The organism is Pusillibacter faecalis, assembly GCF_018408705.1.
Taxonomy (GTDB): Bacteria; Bacillota; Clostridia; order Oscillospirales; family Oscillospiraceae; genus Oscillibacter; species Oscillibacter faecalis.
Window position 1 is genome coordinate 2,010,149 of record NZ_AP023420.1, and the last position, 18,653, is coordinate 2,028,801.

Here is an 18,653-nt window from a genome sequence, read left to right on the forward strand (position 1 = left end):
GAAAAGAGGGTGCTGTCTATGAAAAAATTCCAGTTTTCCCTGGAGAAGGTGCTTTCCTATAAACAACAAAGACAGGACGCACTTCGAAGCGAACACGCGGAGATTTTGGCTCAGGTCCACGCGCAGGAGGCCTTGGTGGAGTCTCTCTGGAAACGGTACCGGGAATACGGCGCAGAGTACCGTGAGCGCTGTGAGCGCGGCCTGCCGATGACGGAGGTCCTGGTTTATCAAAGCGGACTGAGAGCAATGGAGAGGGAAATTCAGGGAGAGACAAAGCAGTTGGAGCAGCTGCGAGAGCGCGCGGAAGCCAAGCGGAAAGAGGTCGTGGAGGCAAAGCAGGAGACGGCTGCCATTGAGAAATTAAAAGAAAAAAAGGTGCGGGATTACAAAAAGGCTCTGGAAAAAAGTGAAGAGGCCTTTATTGAGGAATTCGTCAGTACAAGCCGCGTGAGAGCGGCAGCCAATTAGGACCATGATCATGTCCGAACCGGCAGAAATCCTGCCGTTTGGAAATAGAAAGAAGCACTGGAAAGGAGGTGAACAGGAATGGATCAGATCAACGTGCTGAGTATGGCGCAGGCCGTAACGGAGAAACAGCCAAACCCTTCCGCTGCAGGAAATAGTCAGACACAGAGCAGCAGCTTTCGGGAGATGCTTGCAGACAGGCAGAAGGCAGTGGATGACAGTGGAGAGAAGACCTCGCCCGCTGAAAAGTTGGAAGAGCAGAGTTCTGGGAAGTCCACGGTGAACCAGACCAATTCCGATATGGAGCGGATGCTCTGGGCGGCTTTTATGCTGATGCCGGCGCCCCCAGAGAAGCAGATGCCGATGCCGGAGAATCCGGAGATTCAGGGGAGCGCCCCCCTGCCGGTTTTGGCGGAGACCGAGGCATCCGGTCCTCAGAGCGGGCTGCAAAAGCCGCAGACCGCGCCGCCGGATGCCGCGGCAGTCATGGAGACGCTTCAACCGCGTGAGCAGCCGCTTTTGCGTGCGGAAGCTGCGGAACAGCCTGTGGAGAGAGCAGACGCCGGCACCAAGCCGGAACAGCTCCGGAATACAGACGTGGCGATCAAACAGGCCGACGAGTCTGAGCAGAAACCGGCATACAGTGCGGAAACTCCGGTTTTCCAAGAGGTCTCCGACATCCCAATCAAAGTGGGTGAGGCTGAAGTGACGGAACAGCCAAGCGAGGTCAGGCCGCTGAAAACTCAGCTGAGCGAGAAGTTGACACAGGCCCTGGAGCAGGGAGAGAGCAAGGTGGAACTTCAGCTGGAACCGAAGAACCTCGGCCGCGTTCAGGTAGAGATGACTTGGGACCAGGAAGGAGCGCTGCATGTTTCCATGTATGCGGAGAACAGCCGTACCCGGGCCCTGCTGGAGCAGGACCTGGCGGGATTGCGGTCTGTTTTGAGCCAGAATACCCAGCAGGAAGTTCGCGTGGAAGTGTCCCGGCAGCAGGAAAGCCAGCAGCAGAATTTTTACGATGGCGAAAGCGGCGGACAGAACGGCCGTCAGCAGCAGGAGCAGCACCAAGGCCGGCAGCGGAGCGAGCAGGATTTTCTGCATCAGCTGCGGCTGGGGCTTGTTTCCCTGGACGGAGAAATTTTTTCATGGAAAGGAAGTGAGCTTTTATGAGTTATATGGCTGATATTGGCAGCTATTTGGCGGCAGGATCGGTCAATCAGACACCCAAGGGCCTGAAAGTGGAGACACAGGAAGATAAGATGGGCCTGGATATGACAGATTTCCTGACCCTGATGGTGACAGAGCTGCAAAACCAAAGCATTGACCAGACCGCCGATACCTCCGACATGCTGAACCAGTTGGTGCAGATGCAGATGGTGCAGGCATTGGTGAACATGACGGATGCCTCTGTGATGTCCTATGCGGCGTCTCTGGTGGGCAAGGAAGTCACTGTGGCCCAGTACGACGCCGATGGCAACCTGCAGGAGGTTGTGGGTGTGGTCACGGGGACCGGTACCTATGATGGCAACCAGGTGGTCTTTGTGGGTGATAAGTATTATCTGCTGAGCGAGATCCTGGCGGTAGGCACCCTGCCGAAACCTGAGACAGACCCCGGCGAAGGCGAAACAGAGGGGGACGGGAGTCAAGACGGCGGAGAGACTGGAACAGATGCTGCTCCTGAAGTGTAAGGAGGATGACCCGCGATGATTGAACGGATATCTGGCCAACGGCAGCCTCAGCAGGCGGTACAGCACCGACCGGCAGCAGCTGGCGGCTTTGAGGCCGCGCTCCAGCAGGAGCTGAGCAGGCAGGCCGCAGATGGCGTTGCGTTTTCCAAACACGCGATGTCCAGAGCAGAGGAGCGGGGCATTGAAATTACGCCCAGTCTGATTGACCAGCTGAAGGGCAGCATGGTGCGGGCCCAGGCGAAGGGGGCCACCAACATCCTGGCGATGGACACAGAAAAGGCATTCATTATCAATGTGCCAAGCGCCAAGGTGATCACAGCCATCACGCAGGACGAGATGAAGGATAGCGTATTTACCAACATAGACGGCGCCGTGTTCCTGTAACGTATTACAGATGGCAGGACCGGTTTTCGGAGGCTTTCGCGCCCAGTCCGATTGACAGGGCGCGGGCGGCGCCAAAATCGAAAGGAGACTAAGCGAAAACATGACTGGAGCAATGTACGCGGCGATTGCGGGCATGAAGACCCACATGAACAAGCTGAGCGTAATCGGCAACAATATTGCAAATGTGAACACCAACGGCTATAAAACCCAGCGCACGGTGTTCCGGGACGCATTATATACCATGTACAGCAGCGGTTCCGATGGTACCGCCACGGTGGGCGGCAAAAACCCAGCTCAGATTGGATATGGCTCCCAGGTGGCGAGCATTGATCTGAATATGACCACCAGCAACTTTGCCCCTGGCAATCCAATGGACTGTATGCTCTATGGGGATGGGTTCTTCCTGGTAGGAGATAAAGACGTGGCCAATGTGATTGACCCCACTGACCCCTCCAGCTTGAAGAGCCTGACCCTGACTAGGGTGGGCGACTTCCAGTTCGGCCCGGATGGCTATTTGGTGGACGGCAATGGAAGCACAGTCTACGGCTTTTTAACGGTGGGGACGGACCCGGATGGCAAGCCGATCGTCAGCGACCAACTGGTGCCGATCCGCCTGCCTAGGGTTGAGTCGGTAGCGGTAAACACGGAGACGGGTGAGATTATTGAGAATTTCGACCCCGATAATCCGCCTGCTGACATTGAGTGGGAGTATAGGACCATAGTCCGCTATCCTGTGGCGGCCAAGGATGACCAAGGAGCGCCTGTCAGCGGCAGCGACCTGTTGAACCCGGATGTGACATCCAGCCGTCTGGAGGATTATTGGCCCGTGGATGACCAAGGGAACAAGGTGGGGGACACGAACCCCCTGGCCTTTGCCCAGATTGACAGCATCACCATTGACAGGGCATCCGGACAGATTACCGCCACGCTGAAGGACACAGACGAACAAATCAGCATCGGCTTTCTGGCAGTGGGCAATGTGACAAATCCTAACGGCGTGAGCCACACGGGAGAGTCCTACTATAGCTGCGGCGCCGGCGCGGGAGATTTGCAGGTTTCCATGTTGGGCGGTATTGGCAGCACGCTGAAAACTGTGGGCGGCGGTATGCTGGAGCATGTGAACGGCAGTTTGGCTCCTGTCGACGCGAACGGAGATCCGGTGGATCTGAGCGACAAAGCTAGGATCGGCAGCGCCGGAACCACCAAGCTGTATACCGGCGGTTTGGAGACCTCCAACGTGGACCTGGCGACGGAGATCTCGGAGATGATCACGACCCAGCGCGGTTATCAGGCCAATACACGGATCGTCACCGTGACAGACAGCATGCTGGAAGAGCTGGTAAACATGAAGCGATAATTTTTAATTTCGGGGAGATATGGTGCCCACCGGGGCGCCCCAGGGCGTCCCGGTGGGAAATCGGAGAGGTGACTGCGCATGATTGTTTTGACAAAGAGAAGCAAGGAACAGTTTGTGGTGAATCATCTGCAGATCGAGTGCATTGAGAGCATTCCAGAGGTAAAGATCACCATGATGAACCACGACTTTTTTCTGGTGCGGGAAACCGTGGAGGAGATCATTCAAAAAATAGCCGAATACAACGCCAAAGTTCAAGATATTCACCGGGAAATCACGGTGACGGACCGACGTTGAAACAGATAGATTAAAATCCGAAGCCGGACACCGCCGTCCGGTGAAAGGGAGAGCTTCGTTATGAATCTGAACTATATCATTGGTGTGGTGGGGGCCCTGGCTGTCTGCCTGTTCGGCATGATTACCACAATTAATTTAGGAGGAAGTCCGCCGGTCAGCGTAACACCAAAGAACTTGCTGAACTTCGTGGACCCGGCCAGCATCCTGATCACCATCGGATGCACAATTTTCGTTGTGGTGGCCAGCTTCCCGGGAAAGATGCTCAAGGAAATTCCCAAGCATATCAAGATTATTCTCAGCACAAAAAGATTCGACCCCATTACATATATTGACCAGCTGGTGGAGTTGGCCCAGATTGCCAGAAAGAACGGATTGCTGTCGCTGGAGGAGAAGGCCAATGAACAGCCGGACCCCTTTTTCAAGCAGGCAATCATGATGATTGTGGACGCCTATGACCCGGACAAGGTGCGCAGCATCCTGGAAAACGACATCGAGTGCATGTCCGCACGGCATGACGACGCGGCCGCCATGTACGACAAGGCATCTTCTGTGGCTCCCGCTTTCGGCATGGTGGGCACCTTGGTGGGATTAATCAATATGCTCAAGGGCATGAACTTAGAGGAAGGAAGCACCAATATCGGCTCTGACATGGGTACAGCCCTGATCACCACGCTCTACGGCTGCATTCTGGCCCATATGTTCTTTGGACCGATTGCCACACAACTGCGCAACCGGGACGAGGAAGAAGTGCTGTGCAAGATGATCATTGTGGAAGGGGTCATGTCTATTCAGGCGGGTGAGAATCCCAAGTTCCTGAGAGAGCGGCTGCTGACCTATATGGAGCAGATGCAGCGTGAACTGGCCAGCGGCGAGAGCAGCGAAGGCGGAAAAAAATCCAGAAAGAAAGCCAAAAAGTCAGATCAGTGATGACCGATGGGGAGAGAGGGAAGGCAGCCTTGAAAAATCTAAAGGGAAAAAAGAATCGGGGCGGAGGAGCCAACTGGATGGATACCTATGGCGATATGGTGACGCTCCTGCTCTGCTTTTTTGTACTCCTCTACTCCATGTCAACCATCAGCGAAGAAAATTGGAAGGCGCTTGTGATGAGCTTTAATCCATTGGCAACGGAGACGCTGACTGTCACCCCCGGGGGAGACGGGCCCAACGCAGACGCCGACGAGGCGGGCGGACCTGTGGATCTCCAGAAGCAAATCGACGAGGATATTGAGGAACTCTATCAGGAGCTGACAGCATTTGTCGCACAGGCGGGGGAACAGAGCAACATCTCCGTCACAAAGGATGGCGGGAAAATTTATATCTCCTTCAACCAGGTGGTGTTCTTTGACGGTGACAGCCCTGTTTTGAAGGAGGAGGCAAAACCGATCTTGGATACAGTCAGCGAGATGCTCAGCAATGCGGCGGAGTCCATTGATGAAGTGCGGGTGCTGGGACACACGGCGCAGGCAAATCCGAAGCGGCCAAACAACGTGGAAACAGACCGCACCCTGGCAAGCCAGCGGGCAACCAATGTGGTGATTTATGTCCAGGAGCACAGCGAAGTTGACCCGGCGCGGTTAGTCAGCGAGGGAATTGGTCAGTGGCGGCCCGTGGCCACCAATGATACTGTCGAAGGGCGGGCTCAGAACCGCCGTGTGGAAATGATTGTAAGCGGCCGAGACCTGGAGCAAGAGCTGCAGGGCGGCATTTTGCAGTACACAACCGAATGAGCTGCGAAAGCGGGCACCAAGGGCTTCCTATCGCTGTGCATCGTCTGGAGCTGCATTGGATTGAAGAGTGTGGGAAGGGATTTCATGGCAGAAGTATTATCACAAAGTCAAATAGATGCTCTGCTGAATGCGGTTCGCAGCGGTGAAAAGGATTTGAACGAACCTGCGGAGGAACAGCAGGAGAAGAAATACCGGAAATACGATTTCAGCAGTCCAAGGAAATTTACCAAGGACCGGATCAAGATGCTGAATGGTATTTTTGAAAACTATGCCCGCATCATTAATTCCCGGCTGAATGCGAGACTGCGCTTTAACGGCGAGATCACCGTGGAGAGCATTGAGGAGCAGCGGTATTATGAATTCTCCAACGCTCTGACGGAAGGCGATGTTCTGGCGCTTGTGAACGCATCTGTGAAGGGGAAGGCGGAGGACACACCGGTAATGTTCTATCTCTCCACCACCACCGCCTTGAGCATGATGGACCGGCTGCTGGGCGGCGATGGAGCGGTGGATGAGGCGTGGACCACCGAGTATAGCTACACGGATTTAGAGCTGCGGCTGTATGAAGATCTGGTGAACGACATGGTGTCCGTCATGGGGAGCAGCTGGGAGAATTACATACCCATCCAATTTTCCTACAGCAAAACGGATGTCAACCCCACATTGAGCCAGATCATCGGGCTGGATGAAATTGTCATCATCGTGGATATGAAGATGCAGTTCAGTGATGCGTCCGGACGGATGAGCATCTGTCTGCCGGGAGAGATGCTGAGTAATATTTTTGCAGAGATCAGCAAGGAAAACCCCATCCGCAAGGCGGCGGCAGAGGACAAGGCAGAAGAGATCTTTGACAGCCTGCGGGACTCCACGCTGGAAATTGTGTCCACATTGGGACAGGCACAGCTCTCCCTGCGGGATATCTATCATCTGAACGTGGGAGATGTGATTGACCTGGGACGGTCCAAGCAGTCCTCTATCTACCTGGACATCGGCGGCTACCACTGGTTTACAGGCAAAATGGGAACGCACAAAAAAAATATGGCAGTCAGGATAGATGAGGTATGCTATCAGGCTGAACAAAGGAGCGAAGAGGCAATATGAAGAAAGAACTATTTAGCCCGATGGAGATTGATGCCATCGGGGAAATGATGAACATCAGCCTTGGCTCCTCGGCGACAGCGGTTTCCAATCTGCTGGATCAAAGAGTGGACATCACAACGCCAGAGGTCTCTGTGGTGGAGGTGGAGGATTTTTCCATTGGAAACCTGGAACCGGCCATGGGTGTGGAGATCAAGTATGTGGAAGGTCTGGAGGGCAGCAATATCATGCTGCTGCGCCGGAGTGACATTAAAGTAATTGTTGATATCCTGATGGGAGGCGAAACCCCGGAGGAGGAGTTTGAACTCAATGACCTGACCATTAGTGCGGTCTGTGAGGTCATGAACCAGATGATGGGCGCAGCTTCCACGGCGATGTCGGATTTTTTGGGGTTCCCGGTCAATATTTCCACCCCGGTTCCCTTTGAGCTGGAAAACCTGCAGGAATTTAAAGAGAACCATTTGCCGCAAGGGGCCAAGACCATTGTGGTGGTTCGTTTTTCTCTGAAAATCGAAAAGGCGCTGGAGAGCGAGTTCATGAATGTCATGAGTGTCTCTCTGGCTAAGGAGCTGTTGGCGGGTCTGGGTCTGGAAGAGGAGGACGACAGCTCGGCTGCCGCAGAGCCTCCGGCGGCCTCCGGCGGTGGAAAGCAGCTAAGCCAGGAAGAGATTGAAAAACTTCTGGCAGCGGAACAGAGCGGGAAAGAACCACCGTCCGCCCAGGAGACGCCTTCCGGCTCCGGCGGCGGAAAGCAGCTGAGCCAGGAGGAGATTGAAAAGATGATGGCAGGGAGCTGGGGAGAGGCCCCGGCGGAGTCCCCGCAGCAGCTGTCATCCGCCCCTTCGGAACCGGCAGGTCAGTCGGCGCAGGCGCCGCCTGCATCTTCAGAGCCGGCAGTGCATCAAGCGATGCCGACACCGGCCCCTGTGCAGAACGGGAACCCGTCCGAAGGGACGACCATGGGCGGATATCCCCCGTACTACCCATATCCACCCTATCCTTATCCTCTCCCGGTTCAAGTGGGGGCCGCGCCTCCCGAGCCGAAGGTGATCAACACCATGCCTGTCGATATGCCGGAAATGGACGCACAGGAGACGCTTGGAAAGGAACAGGCGGAAAATCTGGACCTGATCATGGAGGTCCCGCTGCAGATTACCGTGGAGATCGGGCGGACCCAGAGAAAAGTGCAGGAAATCCTGGGCTTTTCCAAGGGCTCTCTTGTTGTGCTGGATAAGCTGGCAGGAGACCAGGTGGATTTGTTCGTGAACGGAAAGTGCATCGCAAAGGGGGATGTGGTTGTCATTGATGACAACTTTGGAATCCGCATCACGGAGATTGTCAAAAAGCCCGGGCTGATGGACAGTATCAAGAAGTAATCAACAGGCGCGGAAACGCCGTGAATAAATTCGCTTGAAAAGGATGGAATGAGAATGGCTAAGAAAATTTTGCTGGTGGATGACGCCGCTTTTATGCGGAAAATGATCAAGGATACGCTGAGCAAAAACGGCTACACGGATTTGTATGAGGCCGTTGACGGGGCGGATGCGGTGGAAAAGTACAGTGAGATCAAGCCGGACCTGGTGATTATGGATATCACTATGCCAAATATGGATGGTCTGGAGGCGCTTAAGGCAATCAGAAGCAAGGATAGCGGCGCAAATGTGGTCATGTGTTCCGCCATGGGACAAGAGGGGATGGTGATGGATGCAGTCCGCTCAGGAGCGAAGGACTTTATTGTAAAGCCCTTCAAGCCGGATCGTGTTCTGAAGACCGTGAACAATATTTTAGGAACCCCTTGATGGAGCGTCATGCTGGATTCTGATATTTCTGCTCTGCTATGGCTCCTTTTTTGCATCATAGCAGTTCTGCTCCTAGCTTGTTGGGTGACGCGGCGGATCGCAGGGGGGATGCCGGTAGCTCATGTCAAAAGAGCCGGGAAGCAGATAGAAATTCTCGCACAGACCACCCTTGGGAAAAGTGAGGCGCTGATTATGGTGCAGGCCGGCACACGCTGCTTCCTTCTGGGCGTCACGGCCAACGCCATCACAGTGCTGGCCGAATTTACCGAGGCAGAGGCGGCGATCCTGAGAGAGAAGCCGGAAGATCCGGAAAACGGCGGGAAGCCAGGATTTATCGAAGTGCTTCAAAAAAGCCTGCAACAACAGCGGAGGTGAATGACCGGTGAGCGAAGGATTCATCAATATCAACGGCGATCATGTGCAGACGCTGGAAATTTTGTTTCTCACCACTGTCATCGCCCTCCTTCCCTCCCTGCTGGTGATGATGACCTCTTTCACCAGATATGTCATCTCCTTCTCCTTTTTGCGTTCGGCAATTGGGACGCAGCAGACACCGCCTAACATTGTGCTGATCGGAATCGCGCTGTTTTTGACGTATTTTACCATGCAGCCGGTATTTGCTCAGATCCGCACAGAGGCCTACGAACCATATGCCGCGGAGGAAATCTCCCAGGAAGAATTTCTGAGCCGGGCAGAGGTTCCTTTAAAGGAGTTCATGCTCCGCAACACAAAGACAACCACGCTGACCATGTTCTGCGACCTGGCCCATGTAGATTTAGGGGCAGAGATAGACACAGAGACAGCGATGGAGCTGCCGCTGCGCGTGGTTGTACCGTCATTTATGACCTGCGAATTGCAGCGGGCTTTCATGATCGGACTGGTGCTTTATATTCCATTCATGCTGATTGACATTGTTGTTTCCTCTACCTTGATGTCTATGGGCATGATTATGCTGCCGCCGTCCATGATCTCAATGCCGTTCAAGCTGCTCCTTTTTGTTACGATCAATGGCTGGGAACTGCTTTTTTCCAATTTGGTGAAAAGCTTTCATTAGCGGAAAGAGACAGGAAACATGGATACGACAGTTGTAATGAGCCTGATGCGAGATGCAGTGGGAGTGACGCTGAAGCTTGGCGGTCCGATGCTGCTTTTGAGCATGCTGGTAGGTGTTGTGGTCGCGGTTTTACAGGCGGTGACACAGATTCATGAACAGACGATATCGTTTGCTTTGAAGCTGATTGTTGTGGTGCTGGTGCTGTTGGTCGGCGGCGGTTGGATGCTGGAAACCCTGCAGGACTATACGAAGGAGTTATTTGCCATGATTGCCGCTTAGCAGGAGTGCATACATATGGTCGATTGGGGAGAGCTCACCCTGTTTTTGTATATCACTGCCCGCATGAGCGGATTCGTTTTATTCAATCCGTTGCTGGGACGGCGAAATATTCCGGGTATTTTTCGCGGCGGCCTGATTTTGACGCTGTCTGTGTTTGTATTTTCCGTGACGGAACAGAAGGTGGATGTTCCGAGGGAGACCATCGTCTTCGCCATTCAAATCCTTTTGGAGCTGGCGCTGGGGTTCATCCTCGGTATGGTGATGAATTTTTTCTTTTACATCGTCCAGCTTGCAGGTCTAACGGTTGATACCCAGATGGGAATGACCATGAATCAGATTTACGACGCAGGAGCACAGAGCAATTTGTCCGTAACGGGAGAGATTTTGAATGTTCTGATGACACTGCTGTTCTTTGCGGCAAACGGGCATCACACTTTGCTGCGTATGATGGTAACGTCAGGACAGATTGTGGGCTTTGGTGGTGTTGCCATCGGCCCGGAGGTTGCAGATGCGGCGCTGGAGCTGTTTGTAGAATGCACCGTGCTGGCAGTAAAGCTCTGCATGCCGATTTTGGCGGCGGAGCTGCTGGGCCAGGTGGGGATGGGAATCTTGATGAAGGCGATTCCGCAAATCAATGTGTTTTCCATCAATATCGAACTGAAGGTGCTGATCGGGCTCATTCTGTTGCTGCTGCTGATTTCACCCTTCAGCGAATTTTTACTGCAGACTGAAATGACCATGCTGGACAGCCTGCGGGAGTTGCTGGCGATGACCGGGTAGGCGGCAGACAGCCCGGGGAGACAGGGGGGACAAACCTTGGCCGAGGGCTCAAAAACCGAAAAGGCAACACCCAAAAAACGACGGGATGAGCGCAAGAAGGGCAATACGTTTTTAAGCCAGGACGCGGTGGCTGTTGCGACGCTGACGGCCGCAATTTGTACGCTTTTTTTGCTGGCCAGAGCCATGACCGCCCAGATGGGAGAGTTTGTCGCCTATTGTTTGGCTGCCTGCGGGAGTCCGGCGGGTGGGACGGAGGTCCTCCGGGAGATCGCACAGCAGGCGTCTTGGATTCTGGCCAAGACCGTGCTTCCTATGACACTGGTGACAGGATTTTGCGCCGTGGCGGTGACGCTGGCGCAGACAAAATTTCTGGTCAGCGGCGAGTTGTTGCGGCCGAAATTTAGCAGAATCAGCCCAAAGCAGGGCATCAAACGCCTCTTCTCCCTGAAAAGCGTCATAGATGCATTGAAGGGAATTGTGAAGATCACGCTGCTCCTGGTGATTGTGTATCTGAGCTTGAAGTCACAATTTCTGGAGAGTGCGAAATACCTGTACACAGATATTGAAGCTGCATGCCGACACCTGTTCGAGAGCGGCAAGAGCATGGCGGTCTCCATCATCATTGCTTTTGTTGTGATTGCGGCGTTGGACTTTTTGTACCAGTGGTGGGAATACGAGCGGCAGCTGAGAATGAGTAAACAGGAGATCAAGGAAGAGTATAAACAGATTGAGGGAGACCCGCAAATCAAGGGGAAAATTAAAGAGAATCAGCGCAAAATGGCGCAGCGGCGCATGATGCAGCAGGTTCCGCACGCGGATGTTGTCATCCGTAATCCTACGCATTTTGCAGTGGCGCTGCGCTATCAGCCGGAGAAGGACAGCGCGCCCATTGTGCTGGCAAAGGGCCAGGATGAATTAGCTGCGCGCATTGTGCGGATTGCGCAGGAGCATCAGGTGGAGGTTGTTGAAAACGTACCGCTTGCCAGAGCACTTTATGCGCAGACAGAGCTGAACCAGGAGATTCCGCCGGAGTTGTACGGAGCCGTGGCAGAAGTGCTGGTTTACATTTTCAAGTTAACAAAGAGAACACTTTGAAGCAGACCGCACCTTGCCGGAGAAGCCGGGGCGAGCGCTTCTTGACCATAGATGTTCAGGACCTGCAAGAGCTGGCAGGGATCAATGGAGGGCAAAACAGACATGAAACGGCTGCTGAACATAGCCTTGGATAATGCGGTGGCGTTGGGCGTCGTAGTCATCGTCCTGTTTTTGATTATCCCCCTGCCCACCTTTCTGCTGGATTTTTTGTTGATTGTCAATATCGGCTTGGCGATTATGATCCTGATGATTACCATGAATATTTCGGAGGCACTGGAATTTTCCATCTTTCCCTCCCTGCTGCTGGTAACAACACTTTTCCGCCTGGGACTGAATGTATCCAGCACACGAATGATTCTCCGGGACGGTTATGCGGGCGAGGTCATTCAAAATTTCGGGCAGCTGATCACCGGCGGAAATATTGTCATCGGCGTGGTGATTTTTTTAATCATTGTTCTGGTACAGTTCATTGTGATTACCAAGGGCGCCGAGCGTGTGGCTGAGGTGGCGGCCCGCTTCACACTGGACGCGATGCCTGGCAAGCAGATGGCTATTGACGCGGATTTGTCTTCCGGCCTGATTAACGAGCAGGAGGCAAGAGCACGGCGCCAGAAAATACAAAAAGAGGCAGACTTCTACGGCGCTATGGATGGCGCCACGAAGATTGTCAAGGGCGACGCGGTCATGTCCATTGTCATTACCCTGATCAATTTTGTGGGCGGCGTCATCATTGGGATGGTGATGGGCGGCGGCGACTTCGCCACGGTTTTGCAGACCTACTCCATTGTAACCATTGGCGACGGCCTGGTGTCCCAGCTGCCAGCGCTGATGATCTCCACAGCTACCGGCATGGTCGTTACCCGGTCCGTTTCGGAGGGCAGCCTCAACAGGGATGTGATTGCGCAGTTTAAAGCCCAGCCGAGAGCCATGATGACGACAGGCGTCATCCTGCTTTTTCTGGGGGTCATCCCAAACACACCGCATGCTGCGCTGATCATCGGCGGCGGGGGTCTTGTGGGCGGCGGCTATCTGGTCAAACGCAGCATGGAAAGACAGAAAACCATTGCAGCCGCCGCCGAGGGCGCAGCGGCACAGCCGGAAGAGGCGCCGCCCAGCGAAAGTGATTACTACAAGGATATCAACAATGTCTACTCCCTGCTGACAGTTGAACCGATAGAAATGGAGTTCGGCTACAGCTTGATCCCCATGGTGGATGAAGGCCAGGGTGGAAAGCTGATCAGCCGTATCGTGATTTTCAGAAGGCAGTACGCCCAGGACATGGGCTTTGTATTTCCATCCATTCGTCTGCATGACGCCGCATCCCTGGGGACAAACCAGTATGTGATCCGCATTCGCGGAGAAGAGGTGGCCAGGGGAGAGATTCTGGTGGACTACTACCTGGCTCTGGAGCCGGCGAATCCTCTGGGGGAGATCGACGGTATTGAGACCGTGGAACCAGCTTATGGAATCCCCTCCCGCTGGATTTTGCCGGAGAACCGGGAGATGGCGGAGGTTTATGGCTACACGGTGATTGACCCTCTGTCTGTGATGCTGACGCATCTCTCGGAGACCATCAAAAAGTATGCGTATGAGCTGTTGAACCGGGCGGAGACGATTCAACTGGTGGAAAATTTGAAGCAATCCTCCCCGGAGCTTGTGGAGGAGGCAATTCCAAGCGTGGTCTCTTATGCCACCTTGGAAAAGGTCCTGCGCAGTCTTTTGAAGGAAGGCGTACCGATCAAGGACCTGGGAACGATTCTGGAGACCTTGGTGGACGCCTTGGGCCAGGGGCGGGACGTGGACGCGGCCACCGAACAGGTGCGCGGTGCATTGGCCAGGACGATTACGCGCCGGTTCTGTGAAGATGGGCAGCTGCGCGTTGTCACACTGGACGCCGAGGTGGAGAAGAAGATCATTTCCTCGCTGACAAGAAATGAGCAGGGCGTCTATCTGGCGATGGGGCCGGATCTGATGCAGCAGATCGTCACACAGATGGCGGAGTATCTTCGTAAGTTCAATGAGCTCTCGCAGACGCCGGTGATTCTGGTCAGCCAGGTGATCCGCGGATATTTCAGCAAGATGATTACACAATTTTACCCTGGAGTCTATGTGCTCTCCTTCAATGAGGTCACAAGCTCTGTACAGATTCAGGCCATCGGAAACATCGCCATGGACACGGCGTCACGGAAGGCGGTGGGCCAGTGAGTGAAGCAACAGCTTACGCCGATCATGGCTATACGGAGGAAGCAGTTGAGAAGCTGGATACCCAGGAGCTCCTGAGGCTTTATAAAGAGACCGGGGATGAGGCACTGAAGTGGCCGGTGGTTCTTCGCTACACGGACCTGATCAAAAGTGCAGCCATTCAAGTAAGAGGCGTATACAGCAGTTTTGCCCAGGTGGATGATATTGTCAACGAGGGAATTCTCACCTTGCTGAATGCGATTGATAAATATGACCCGGGCAAAGGGGTAAAATTTGAAACGTATGTCTCAAAAAGAATTCGCGGCATGGTCATTGATTTGGCGAGAAAACAGGATTGGATTCCCCGCACCGTCCGGCAGCGGGGCAGAGAGATTGACAAAGCCATTTCAGAGCTGACCGCCCTGCTGGGGAGGCATCCAACGGAGGGCGAGGTGGCCGAAAAACTGGGGATCACAAAGGAGCGATACCAAAAGGACATAGCGGGAATCGCACTGAGCAGCATACTCTCCCTGGACATGCTGATGGACGCACGGGAAGCGGACGACTTTCGGGTGGAGGTCCCATCCAGAGATGCCGAAACGCAGCCTGAGAAGGCCCTGGAAACACAGGAACTGCAGCAGATCCTGGCGGAGGGCATTCAAATGCTGTCCAGGAACGAGCAGATTGTGCTGTCCCTCTATTACGAAAAGAACCTGCATATGAAGGAGATTGCCCAAGTCATGGACCTCAGCAGTCCGAGAATTTCTCAGATACACGCCCGGGCCATTCAAAAGCTGAGAGATCACATGGAGCAGTATTTTCGTGGGACCAATACTCCCACAAGGAAAGGCGGGAATCAGAAATGTTCAAGGGATTCTATAACCTGACATCATCCATGCTGACACATCAGCAGAATTTGAATGTCATAGCCAACAATATGGTGAATATCTCCACAGCGGGATATAAGCAGGACCGGTATACCGCCAGTACATTTGATGATGTCATGTACAGCCGGATGGGAAACAAGCACAATACCGGGCAGGAGATTGGAAGACAGAGCTATATCCGCGCCGCCAGCCAAATTTACACCGATTATACACAGGGAACGCTGGAACCGACGGGAGTAGCGCTGGACTTTGCCATCCATGGAGACGGCTTTTTCGCCGTTCAAGATCCGGATGGCGGAATTGCATATACGCGCATGGGCAATTTTTCGCTGGACGATGCAGGCTACCTCTGCCTGCCGGGATATGGACAGGTGCTGAATCCGGAGCTGCAGCCCATTTATCTGGGAACGGATCAGATTTACGGTGGAAATCAGGGAACCATCTACTATGACGAAGGCGGGCTGATCGGGCAGCTGGGGGTGTTCCTCTTTGAGGATACCGGCGCGCTGGAACGCAATGGCGAAGGACTGTTTGTGGGTGCGCAGGGCACGGCCGCACAGGACGCGGAGGTGCTCAACGGATATCTGGAACGCTCCAATACGGACATCGTTAAGCAGATGACAGAAATGATCACATACCAACGGGCGCTTCAAAGCGCGGCCCAGGTTTCCAAAATGTACGATCAGTTGATGACAAAAGCGACCACGGAAATCGGACGGATGTAAGGAGATGACCGAGAGATGAATCAATCCTTCTTTATCGGCGCGGTTGGCGCACATCAACAGCAAAAGAGACTAAATGTTCAGGGAAACAATATTGCAAATGTCAATACATATGGGTTCAAGGCGGAAAAGGGACGCTTTGCGGCGCTGATGTATGAGGATATCAAGGCGATTGACAATGCGCAGCTGCCCTCAGGGGCGGGGGCCTGCCTGTGGACCACAGACACGGATTTTTCTTCCGGCGCTGGTATTGATACAGGGAGAGCGCAGGATTATATGATTTCAGGAGACGGCTTTTTCGCGCTGGTGGATCTGACCACCAATGAAGTATCGCTTACCCGAAACGGAGCATTTTCCATCGCGGAGCTGCAACGAGCCACCGGCGAGACGGATGAAAATGGACAACCTGTCATAGAGCGGGTGATGTACCTGTCCGATGGAGACGGCCGCTTTGTTCTCAGCGACACAGGCAGCATGATTGAAGTGACAGACGGTAATGCGGAACAGCCGGTGGGAATTTTCGATTATATCAATTATAACGGTATGGAGCATCTGGATGGAACAAGGTTTCTCGCGGTTGAAAAGAACGGCGGACTCCGGGTTGGGGACGGGACGCTGGTTCACGGAATGCTGGAGGCATCCAATGTGGATCTGGCAGAGGAAATGACGAAGGTGATTGAATCCCAGCGGGCCTACAGCATGGCGCTGAAAATGGTCCAGACGTCTGATGAGATTGAAACCGTCATCAACAATCTGCGAAGCTGAGGGAGGAGGAGCGAATGACCATTAAAAATTACAGCGACCTGAATTCTTTGGAACTTGACACACTCAAGGAAATCGGGAGTATTGGCACCGGGAATGCCGCCACCGCGTTGTCCTCACTGATTGGGCAGCAGGTACGGATTGAGATGCCGGAGGTGCGCATCATGGGGTACAACGAGGCCATTGAGTGGATCGGAGGCCCCGAGGAGATCACAGCAGGCGTATTGGTCAAGATGAGCGGGCAGGTGAATGGGATCATGCTCTCCGTACAGCAGCTGGAATTTGTCAATCTGGTGCTGGAGAGTATGTTGGGAAAGGGCGTTGAGGATTACAGCGGCCTTCATGAGATGGAGTGCTCTGCCCTAATTGAGGTAGGAAATATTATGATTTCTACCTTTATCAATGCCCTGAGCAGTCTGGCGGGAATTGATATTGAGCTGACAGTGCCCGCCTTTACCGTGGATATGCAGGGGGCCATTATGACGGTGCCCATGGCAGAGTACGGGGGACAGTCGGATTATATTATGACCATTGGCGGCAATTTCGTCCGCAATGGCAAAACAGTTCCCTGCCGGCTGTTGTTGTCTCCGGACATTCGATCTTTAAACTTTTTGCTAAGGAAGCTGGGCGTGAGCAGTGGAGCATAAGCTGATTGTTGGTATTGCGGACATGAAGATGGCAAAGGACAGCGGGATGCTGGTGACTTATGCGCTGGGGTCCTGCATCGGCATTTGCCTGTACGACCCGCTGAAAAAGCTGGGGGCCATGGTTCATGTCATGCTGCCGCTGAATATGGAGACCGGCCGCACCAATACCATGAAATACGCGGATACAGGAATCCGTGAGACCCTGCGGATGATGGAGTCCAGAGGCGCGATGCGTTCCCGCATCACCGCGAAGATCGCAGGCGGAGCGAAAATGTTTGAGGTCAGCGGCGGCGCACTGGGAAATATTGGACAGCGCAATATCGAAAGCGTTCACATCAACTTAAAGCGGGAGGGTATCCGGCTTTTGAAAGAGGATGTGGGCGGAACCGTGGCGCGCACCCTGCTGTTTGATGTATCAACGGGCATGGGATGCGTCCGCTGCTATGGCAAGCCAGAGCTTATTATTTAGAAATCACTGACGGAGAGGAGTGGCCCAATATGCTGGAAGAAGATAAAAAGGGAATTTTGCTGGAGTCCGGGACAAATGAAATTGAAGTCATGGAGTTCACCATCGATGGCAGCCTGTATGGTATCAACGTGGCAAAGGTGAAAGAAATTCTGGTTTCCGCGCCGGTTAAGCCCATGCCCCATGCGCACGCCGCGGTGGAGGGTATTTTCAAGCCGCGGGATGTCGTGATCACAGTGGTGGACCTGCCGAAATATTTGCTGGGAGTGTCGGAGGAAAAAGGGCCAAAAGACCTGTTTATTGTGACCAATTTCAATAAAATGAATATTGCATTCCGGGTTCACACCGTAGTGGGGATCAGCCGTATTTCCTGGAAGGATATCCAAAAGCCCGACAAAACAATATCCGGAGGCAGAGAGGGCGTTGCCACAGGGATTGCCCAGTGCGGGGAAGATTTGGTCACGATTCTGGACTTTGAAAAAATTGTGGCGGAGATTGCGCCGGAGACCACCATACAGATGTCTGAAATTGAGCAGCTGGGACCGCGGAACCGCAGTGATTCTGCCATTGTAGTGGCAGAAGATTCCATACTTTTAAGCAAAATGATTGAGGAAGCGCTGCATAAGTCCGGCTATGTCAACACGAGGATGTTCCCCAACGGGCAGGAGCTGTGGGACTATCTGAACACCCTGCGGGGCAATGACAGGCTGGACGAGTTGGTATCGCTGATCATCACGGATATTGAGATGCCGCAGATGGATGGACACCGGCTCACAAAGCTGGTAAAGAGCGACAAAGAGTTTCAACATATTCCGCTGGTCATCTTTTCCTCTCTGATTACAGAAGAGATGCGGCGCAAGGGAAAAGAGCTGGGAGCGGATGAGCAGATGAGTAAGCCGGAAATTGGGCATTTGGTTCAGGTGATTGACCATTTGCTGGATCATCCGAAACGCTGAATGCGGAGGCAT

23 protein-coding genes are annotated in these 18,653 nt (G+C 53.7%); all 23 read left to right on the forward strand.

Features of this window, described 5'->3' with window-relative positions; genetic code table 11:
* Window positions 1-18: 18 nt before the first annotated feature.
* The 23 genes from fliJ to KJS55_RS10160 all read left to right on the forward strand — a co-directional run bounded on the left by fliJ (window position 19) and on the right by KJS55_RS10160 (window position 18,641).
* Window positions 19-468 carry a flagellar export protein FliJ gene (gene fliJ / locus KJS55_RS10050; RefSeq protein ID WP_213543270.1) on the forward strand — a complete coding sequence of 150 codons (450 nt, stop codon included), beginning with the start codon at window positions 19-21 and terminating at the stop codon, window positions 466-468.
* 78 nt (window positions 469-546) lie between these two features.
* Entirely contained in the window at window positions 547-1,635 is a 1,089-nt protein-coding gene (locus KJS55_RS10055; RefSeq protein WP_213543271.1) for a flagellar hook-length control protein FliK, read from the forward strand.
* On the forward strand, window positions 1,632-2,153 hold the full coding sequence (locus KJS55_RS10060; protein WP_187029447.1) for a flagellar hook capping FlgD N-terminal domain-containing protein: 522 nt from the start codon (window positions 1,632-1,634) through the stop codon (window positions 2,151-2,153). The genes KJS55_RS10055 and KJS55_RS10060 overlap by 4 nt, the downstream gene beginning before the upstream one ends.
* Window positions 2,154-2,168: 15 nt before the next feature.
* Entirely contained in the window at window positions 2,169-2,537 is a 369-nt protein-coding gene (locus KJS55_RS10065) for a TIGR02530 family flagellar biosynthesis protein (protein WP_187029449.1), read from the forward strand.
* 100 nt (window positions 2,538-2,637) lie between these two features.
* A complete protein-coding gene (locus tag KJS55_RS17365) occupies window positions 2,638-3,894 on the forward strand; it encodes a flagellar hook-basal body complex protein (RefSeq protein WP_228300509.1) in 1,257 nt (418 codons plus the stop codon).
* 78 nt (window positions 3,895-3,972) lie between these two features.
* Window positions 3,973-4,188: a flagellar FlbD family protein gene (locus KJS55_RS10075; protein WP_187029451.1), complete on the forward strand. Its 216-nt coding sequence runs from the start codon at window positions 3,973-3,975 to the stop codon at window positions 4,186-4,188.
* Between the two features lie 60 nt (window positions 4,189-4,248).
* A complete protein-coding gene (locus KJS55_RS10080; RefSeq protein WP_213543272.1) occupies window positions 4,249-5,115 on the forward strand; it encodes a motility protein A in 867 nt (288 codons plus the stop codon).
* A complete protein-coding gene (locus KJS55_RS10085) occupies window positions 5,115-5,915 on the forward strand; it encodes an OmpA/MotB family protein (RefSeq protein ID WP_213543273.1) in 801 nt (266 codons plus the stop codon). Before KJS55_RS10080 ends, KJS55_RS10085 begins: the two co-directional genes overlap by 1 nt.
* A gap of 84 nt (window positions 5,916-5,999) precedes the next feature.
* Window positions 6,000-7,016, forward strand: a complete 1,017-nt coding sequence (gene fliM, locus KJS55_RS10090; protein ID WP_187029457.1) for a flagellar motor switch protein FliM — start codon at window positions 6,000-6,002, stop codon at window positions 7,014-7,016.
* Entirely contained in the window at window positions 7,013-8,389 is a 1,377-nt protein-coding gene (fliN, locus tag KJS55_RS10095; protein WP_187029459.1) for a flagellar motor switch protein FliN, read from the forward strand. The genes fliM and fliN overlap by 4 nt, the downstream gene beginning before the upstream one ends.
* A 54-nt stretch (window positions 8,390-8,443) precedes the next feature.
* Complete coding sequence (locus KJS55_RS10100) at window positions 8,444-8,812, forward strand: response regulator (protein WP_187029461.1); 369 nt, start codon at window positions 8,444-8,446, stop codon at window positions 8,810-8,812.
* A gap of 9 nt (window positions 8,813-8,821) precedes the next feature.
* Entirely contained in the window at window positions 8,822-9,187 is a 366-nt protein-coding gene (locus KJS55_RS10105; RefSeq protein ID WP_228300510.1) for a FliO/MopB family protein, read from the forward strand.
* 7 nt (window positions 9,188-9,194) lie between these two features.
* A complete protein-coding gene (gene fliP, locus KJS55_RS10110) occupies window positions 9,195-9,866 on the forward strand; it encodes a flagellar type III secretion system pore protein FliP (protein WP_187029465.1) in 672 nt (223 codons plus the stop codon).
* Window positions 9,867-9,884: 18 nt separating this feature from the next.
* On the forward strand, window positions 9,885-10,145 hold the full coding sequence (gene fliQ, locus KJS55_RS10115) for a flagellar biosynthesis protein FliQ (protein WP_187029467.1): 261 nt from the start codon (window positions 9,885-9,887) through the stop codon (window positions 10,143-10,145).
* A 15-nt stretch (window positions 10,146-10,160) separates the two neighbouring features.
* Window positions 10,161-10,925, forward strand: coding sequence for a flagellar biosynthetic protein FliR (locus KJS55_RS10120; protein ID WP_187029469.1), 765 nt, complete (start codon window positions 10,161-10,163; stop codon window positions 10,923-10,925).
* Between the two features lie 36 nt (window positions 10,926-10,961).
* The gene (flhB, locus tag KJS55_RS10125; RefSeq protein WP_187029471.1) at window positions 10,962-12,020 is read left to right on the forward strand and encodes a flagellar biosynthesis protein FlhB; all 1,059 of its coding nucleotides are present in this window, start codon (window positions 10,962-10,964) and stop codon (window positions 12,018-12,020) included.
* 102 nt (window positions 12,021-12,122) lie between these two features.
* Window positions 12,123-14,225, forward strand: a complete 2,103-nt coding sequence (flhA, locus tag KJS55_RS10130) for a flagellar biosynthesis protein FlhA (protein WP_187029474.1) — start codon at window positions 12,123-12,125, stop codon at window positions 14,223-14,225.
* Entirely contained in the window at window positions 14,222-15,088 is an 867-nt protein-coding gene (locus KJS55_RS10135; protein WP_187029476.1) for a sigma-70 family RNA polymerase sigma factor, read from the forward strand. Before flhA ends, KJS55_RS10135 begins: the two co-directional genes overlap by 4 nt.
* Complete coding sequence (locus tag KJS55_RS10140) at window positions 15,064-15,813, forward strand: flagellar hook-basal body protein (protein WP_213543275.1); 750 nt, start codon at window positions 15,064-15,066, stop codon at window positions 15,811-15,813. Before KJS55_RS10135 ends, KJS55_RS10140 begins: the two co-directional genes overlap by 25 nt.
* A gap of 15 nt (window positions 15,814-15,828) precedes the next feature.
* Complete coding sequence (locus KJS55_RS10145; RefSeq protein ID WP_187029480.1) at window positions 15,829-16,575, forward strand: flagellar hook-basal body protein; 747 nt, start codon at window positions 15,829-15,831, stop codon at window positions 16,573-16,575.
* A gap of 14 nt (window positions 16,576-16,589) precedes the next feature.
* Window positions 16,590-17,219 (forward strand): chemotaxis protein CheC, encoded by a 630-nt coding sequence (locus KJS55_RS10150; RefSeq protein WP_213543276.1) that lies wholly within the window; start codon window positions 16,590-16,592, stop codon window positions 17,217-17,219.
* Window positions 17,209-17,688, forward strand: coding sequence for a chemotaxis protein CheD (locus KJS55_RS10155; RefSeq protein ID WP_187029484.1), 480 nt, complete (start codon window positions 17,209-17,211; stop codon window positions 17,686-17,688). Before KJS55_RS10150 ends, KJS55_RS10155 begins: the two co-directional genes overlap by 11 nt.
* A 29-nt stretch (window positions 17,689-17,717) precedes the next feature.
* Entirely contained in the window at window positions 17,718-18,641 is a 924-nt protein-coding gene (locus KJS55_RS10160; protein WP_346345689.1) for a chemotaxis protein, read from the forward strand.
* The last annotated feature ends 12 nt before the right edge of the window (window positions 18,642-18,653 follow it).

Excerpts from the sequence above, each read along its gene's own strand:
- KJS55_RS10075 (WP_187029451.1), top strand. The coding sequence starts at position 3,973 with ATGATTGTTTTGACAAAGAGAAGCAAGGAACAGTTTGTGGTGAATCAT.
- KJS55_RS10085 (WP_213543273.1), top strand. The coding sequence starts at position 5,115 with ATGACCGATGGGGAGAGAGGGAAGGCAGCCTTGAAAAATCTAAAGGGA.
- KJS55_RS10145 (WP_187029480.1), top strand. The coding sequence starts at position 15,829 with ATGAATCAATCCTTCTTTATCGGCGCGGTTGGCGCACATCAACAGCAA.
- KJS55_RS17365 (WP_228300509.1), top strand. The coding sequence starts at position 2,638 with ATGACTGGAGCAATGTACGCGGCGATTGCGGGCATGAAGACCCACATG.
- KJS55_RS10150 (WP_213543276.1), top strand. The coding sequence starts at position 16,590 with ATGACCATTAAAAATTACAGCGACCTGAATTCTTTGGAACTTGACACA.
- fliQ (WP_187029467.1), top strand. The coding sequence starts at position 9,885 with ATGGATACGACAGTTGTAATGAGCCTGATGCGAGATGCAGTGGGAGTG.
- fliJ (WP_213543270.1), top strand. The coding sequence starts at position 19 with ATGAAAAAATTCCAGTTTTCCCTGGAGAAGGTGCTTTCCTATAAACAA.
- KJS55_RS10065 (WP_187029449.1), top strand. The coding sequence starts at position 2,169 with ATGATTGAACGGATATCTGGCCAACGGCAGCCTCAGCAGGCGGTACAG.
- KJS55_RS10080 (WP_213543272.1), top strand. The coding sequence starts at position 4,249 with ATGAATCTGAACTATATCATTGGTGTGGTGGGGGCCCTGGCTGTCTGC.
- KJS55_RS10100 (WP_187029461.1), top strand. The coding sequence starts at position 8,444 with ATGGCTAAGAAAATTTTGCTGGTGGATGACGCCGCTTTTATGCGGAAA.
- fliM (WP_187029457.1), top strand. The coding sequence starts at position 6,000 with ATGGCAGAAGTATTATCACAAAGTCAAATAGATGCTCTGCTGAATGCG.
- KJS55_RS10140 (WP_213543275.1), top strand. The coding sequence starts at position 15,064 with ATGTTCAAGGGATTCTATAACCTGACATCATCCATGCTGACACATCAG.
- KJS55_RS10120 (WP_187029469.1), top strand. The coding sequence starts at position 10,161 with ATGGTCGATTGGGGAGAGCTCACCCTGTTTTTGTATATCACTGCCCGC.
- KJS55_RS10055 (WP_213543271.1), top strand. The coding sequence starts at position 547 with ATGGATCAGATCAACGTGCTGAGTATGGCGCAGGCCGTAACGGAGAAA.
- KJS55_RS10105 (WP_228300510.1), top strand. The coding sequence starts at position 8,822 with ATGCTGGATTCTGATATTTCTGCTCTGCTATGGCTCCTTTTTTGCATC.
- KJS55_RS10060 (WP_187029447.1), top strand. The coding sequence starts at position 1,632 with ATGAGTTATATGGCTGATATTGGCAGCTATTTGGCGGCAGGATCGGTC.
- fliN (WP_187029459.1), top strand. The coding sequence starts at position 7,013 with ATGAAGAAAGAACTATTTAGCCCGATGGAGATTGATGCCATCGGGGAA.
- KJS55_RS10160 (WP_346345689.1), top strand. The coding sequence starts at position 17,718 with ATGCTGGAAGAAGATAAAAAGGGAATTTTGCTGGAGTCCGGGACAAAT.
- flhA (WP_187029474.1), top strand. The coding sequence starts at position 12,123 with ATGAAACGGCTGCTGAACATAGCCTTGGATAATGCGGTGGCGTTGGGC.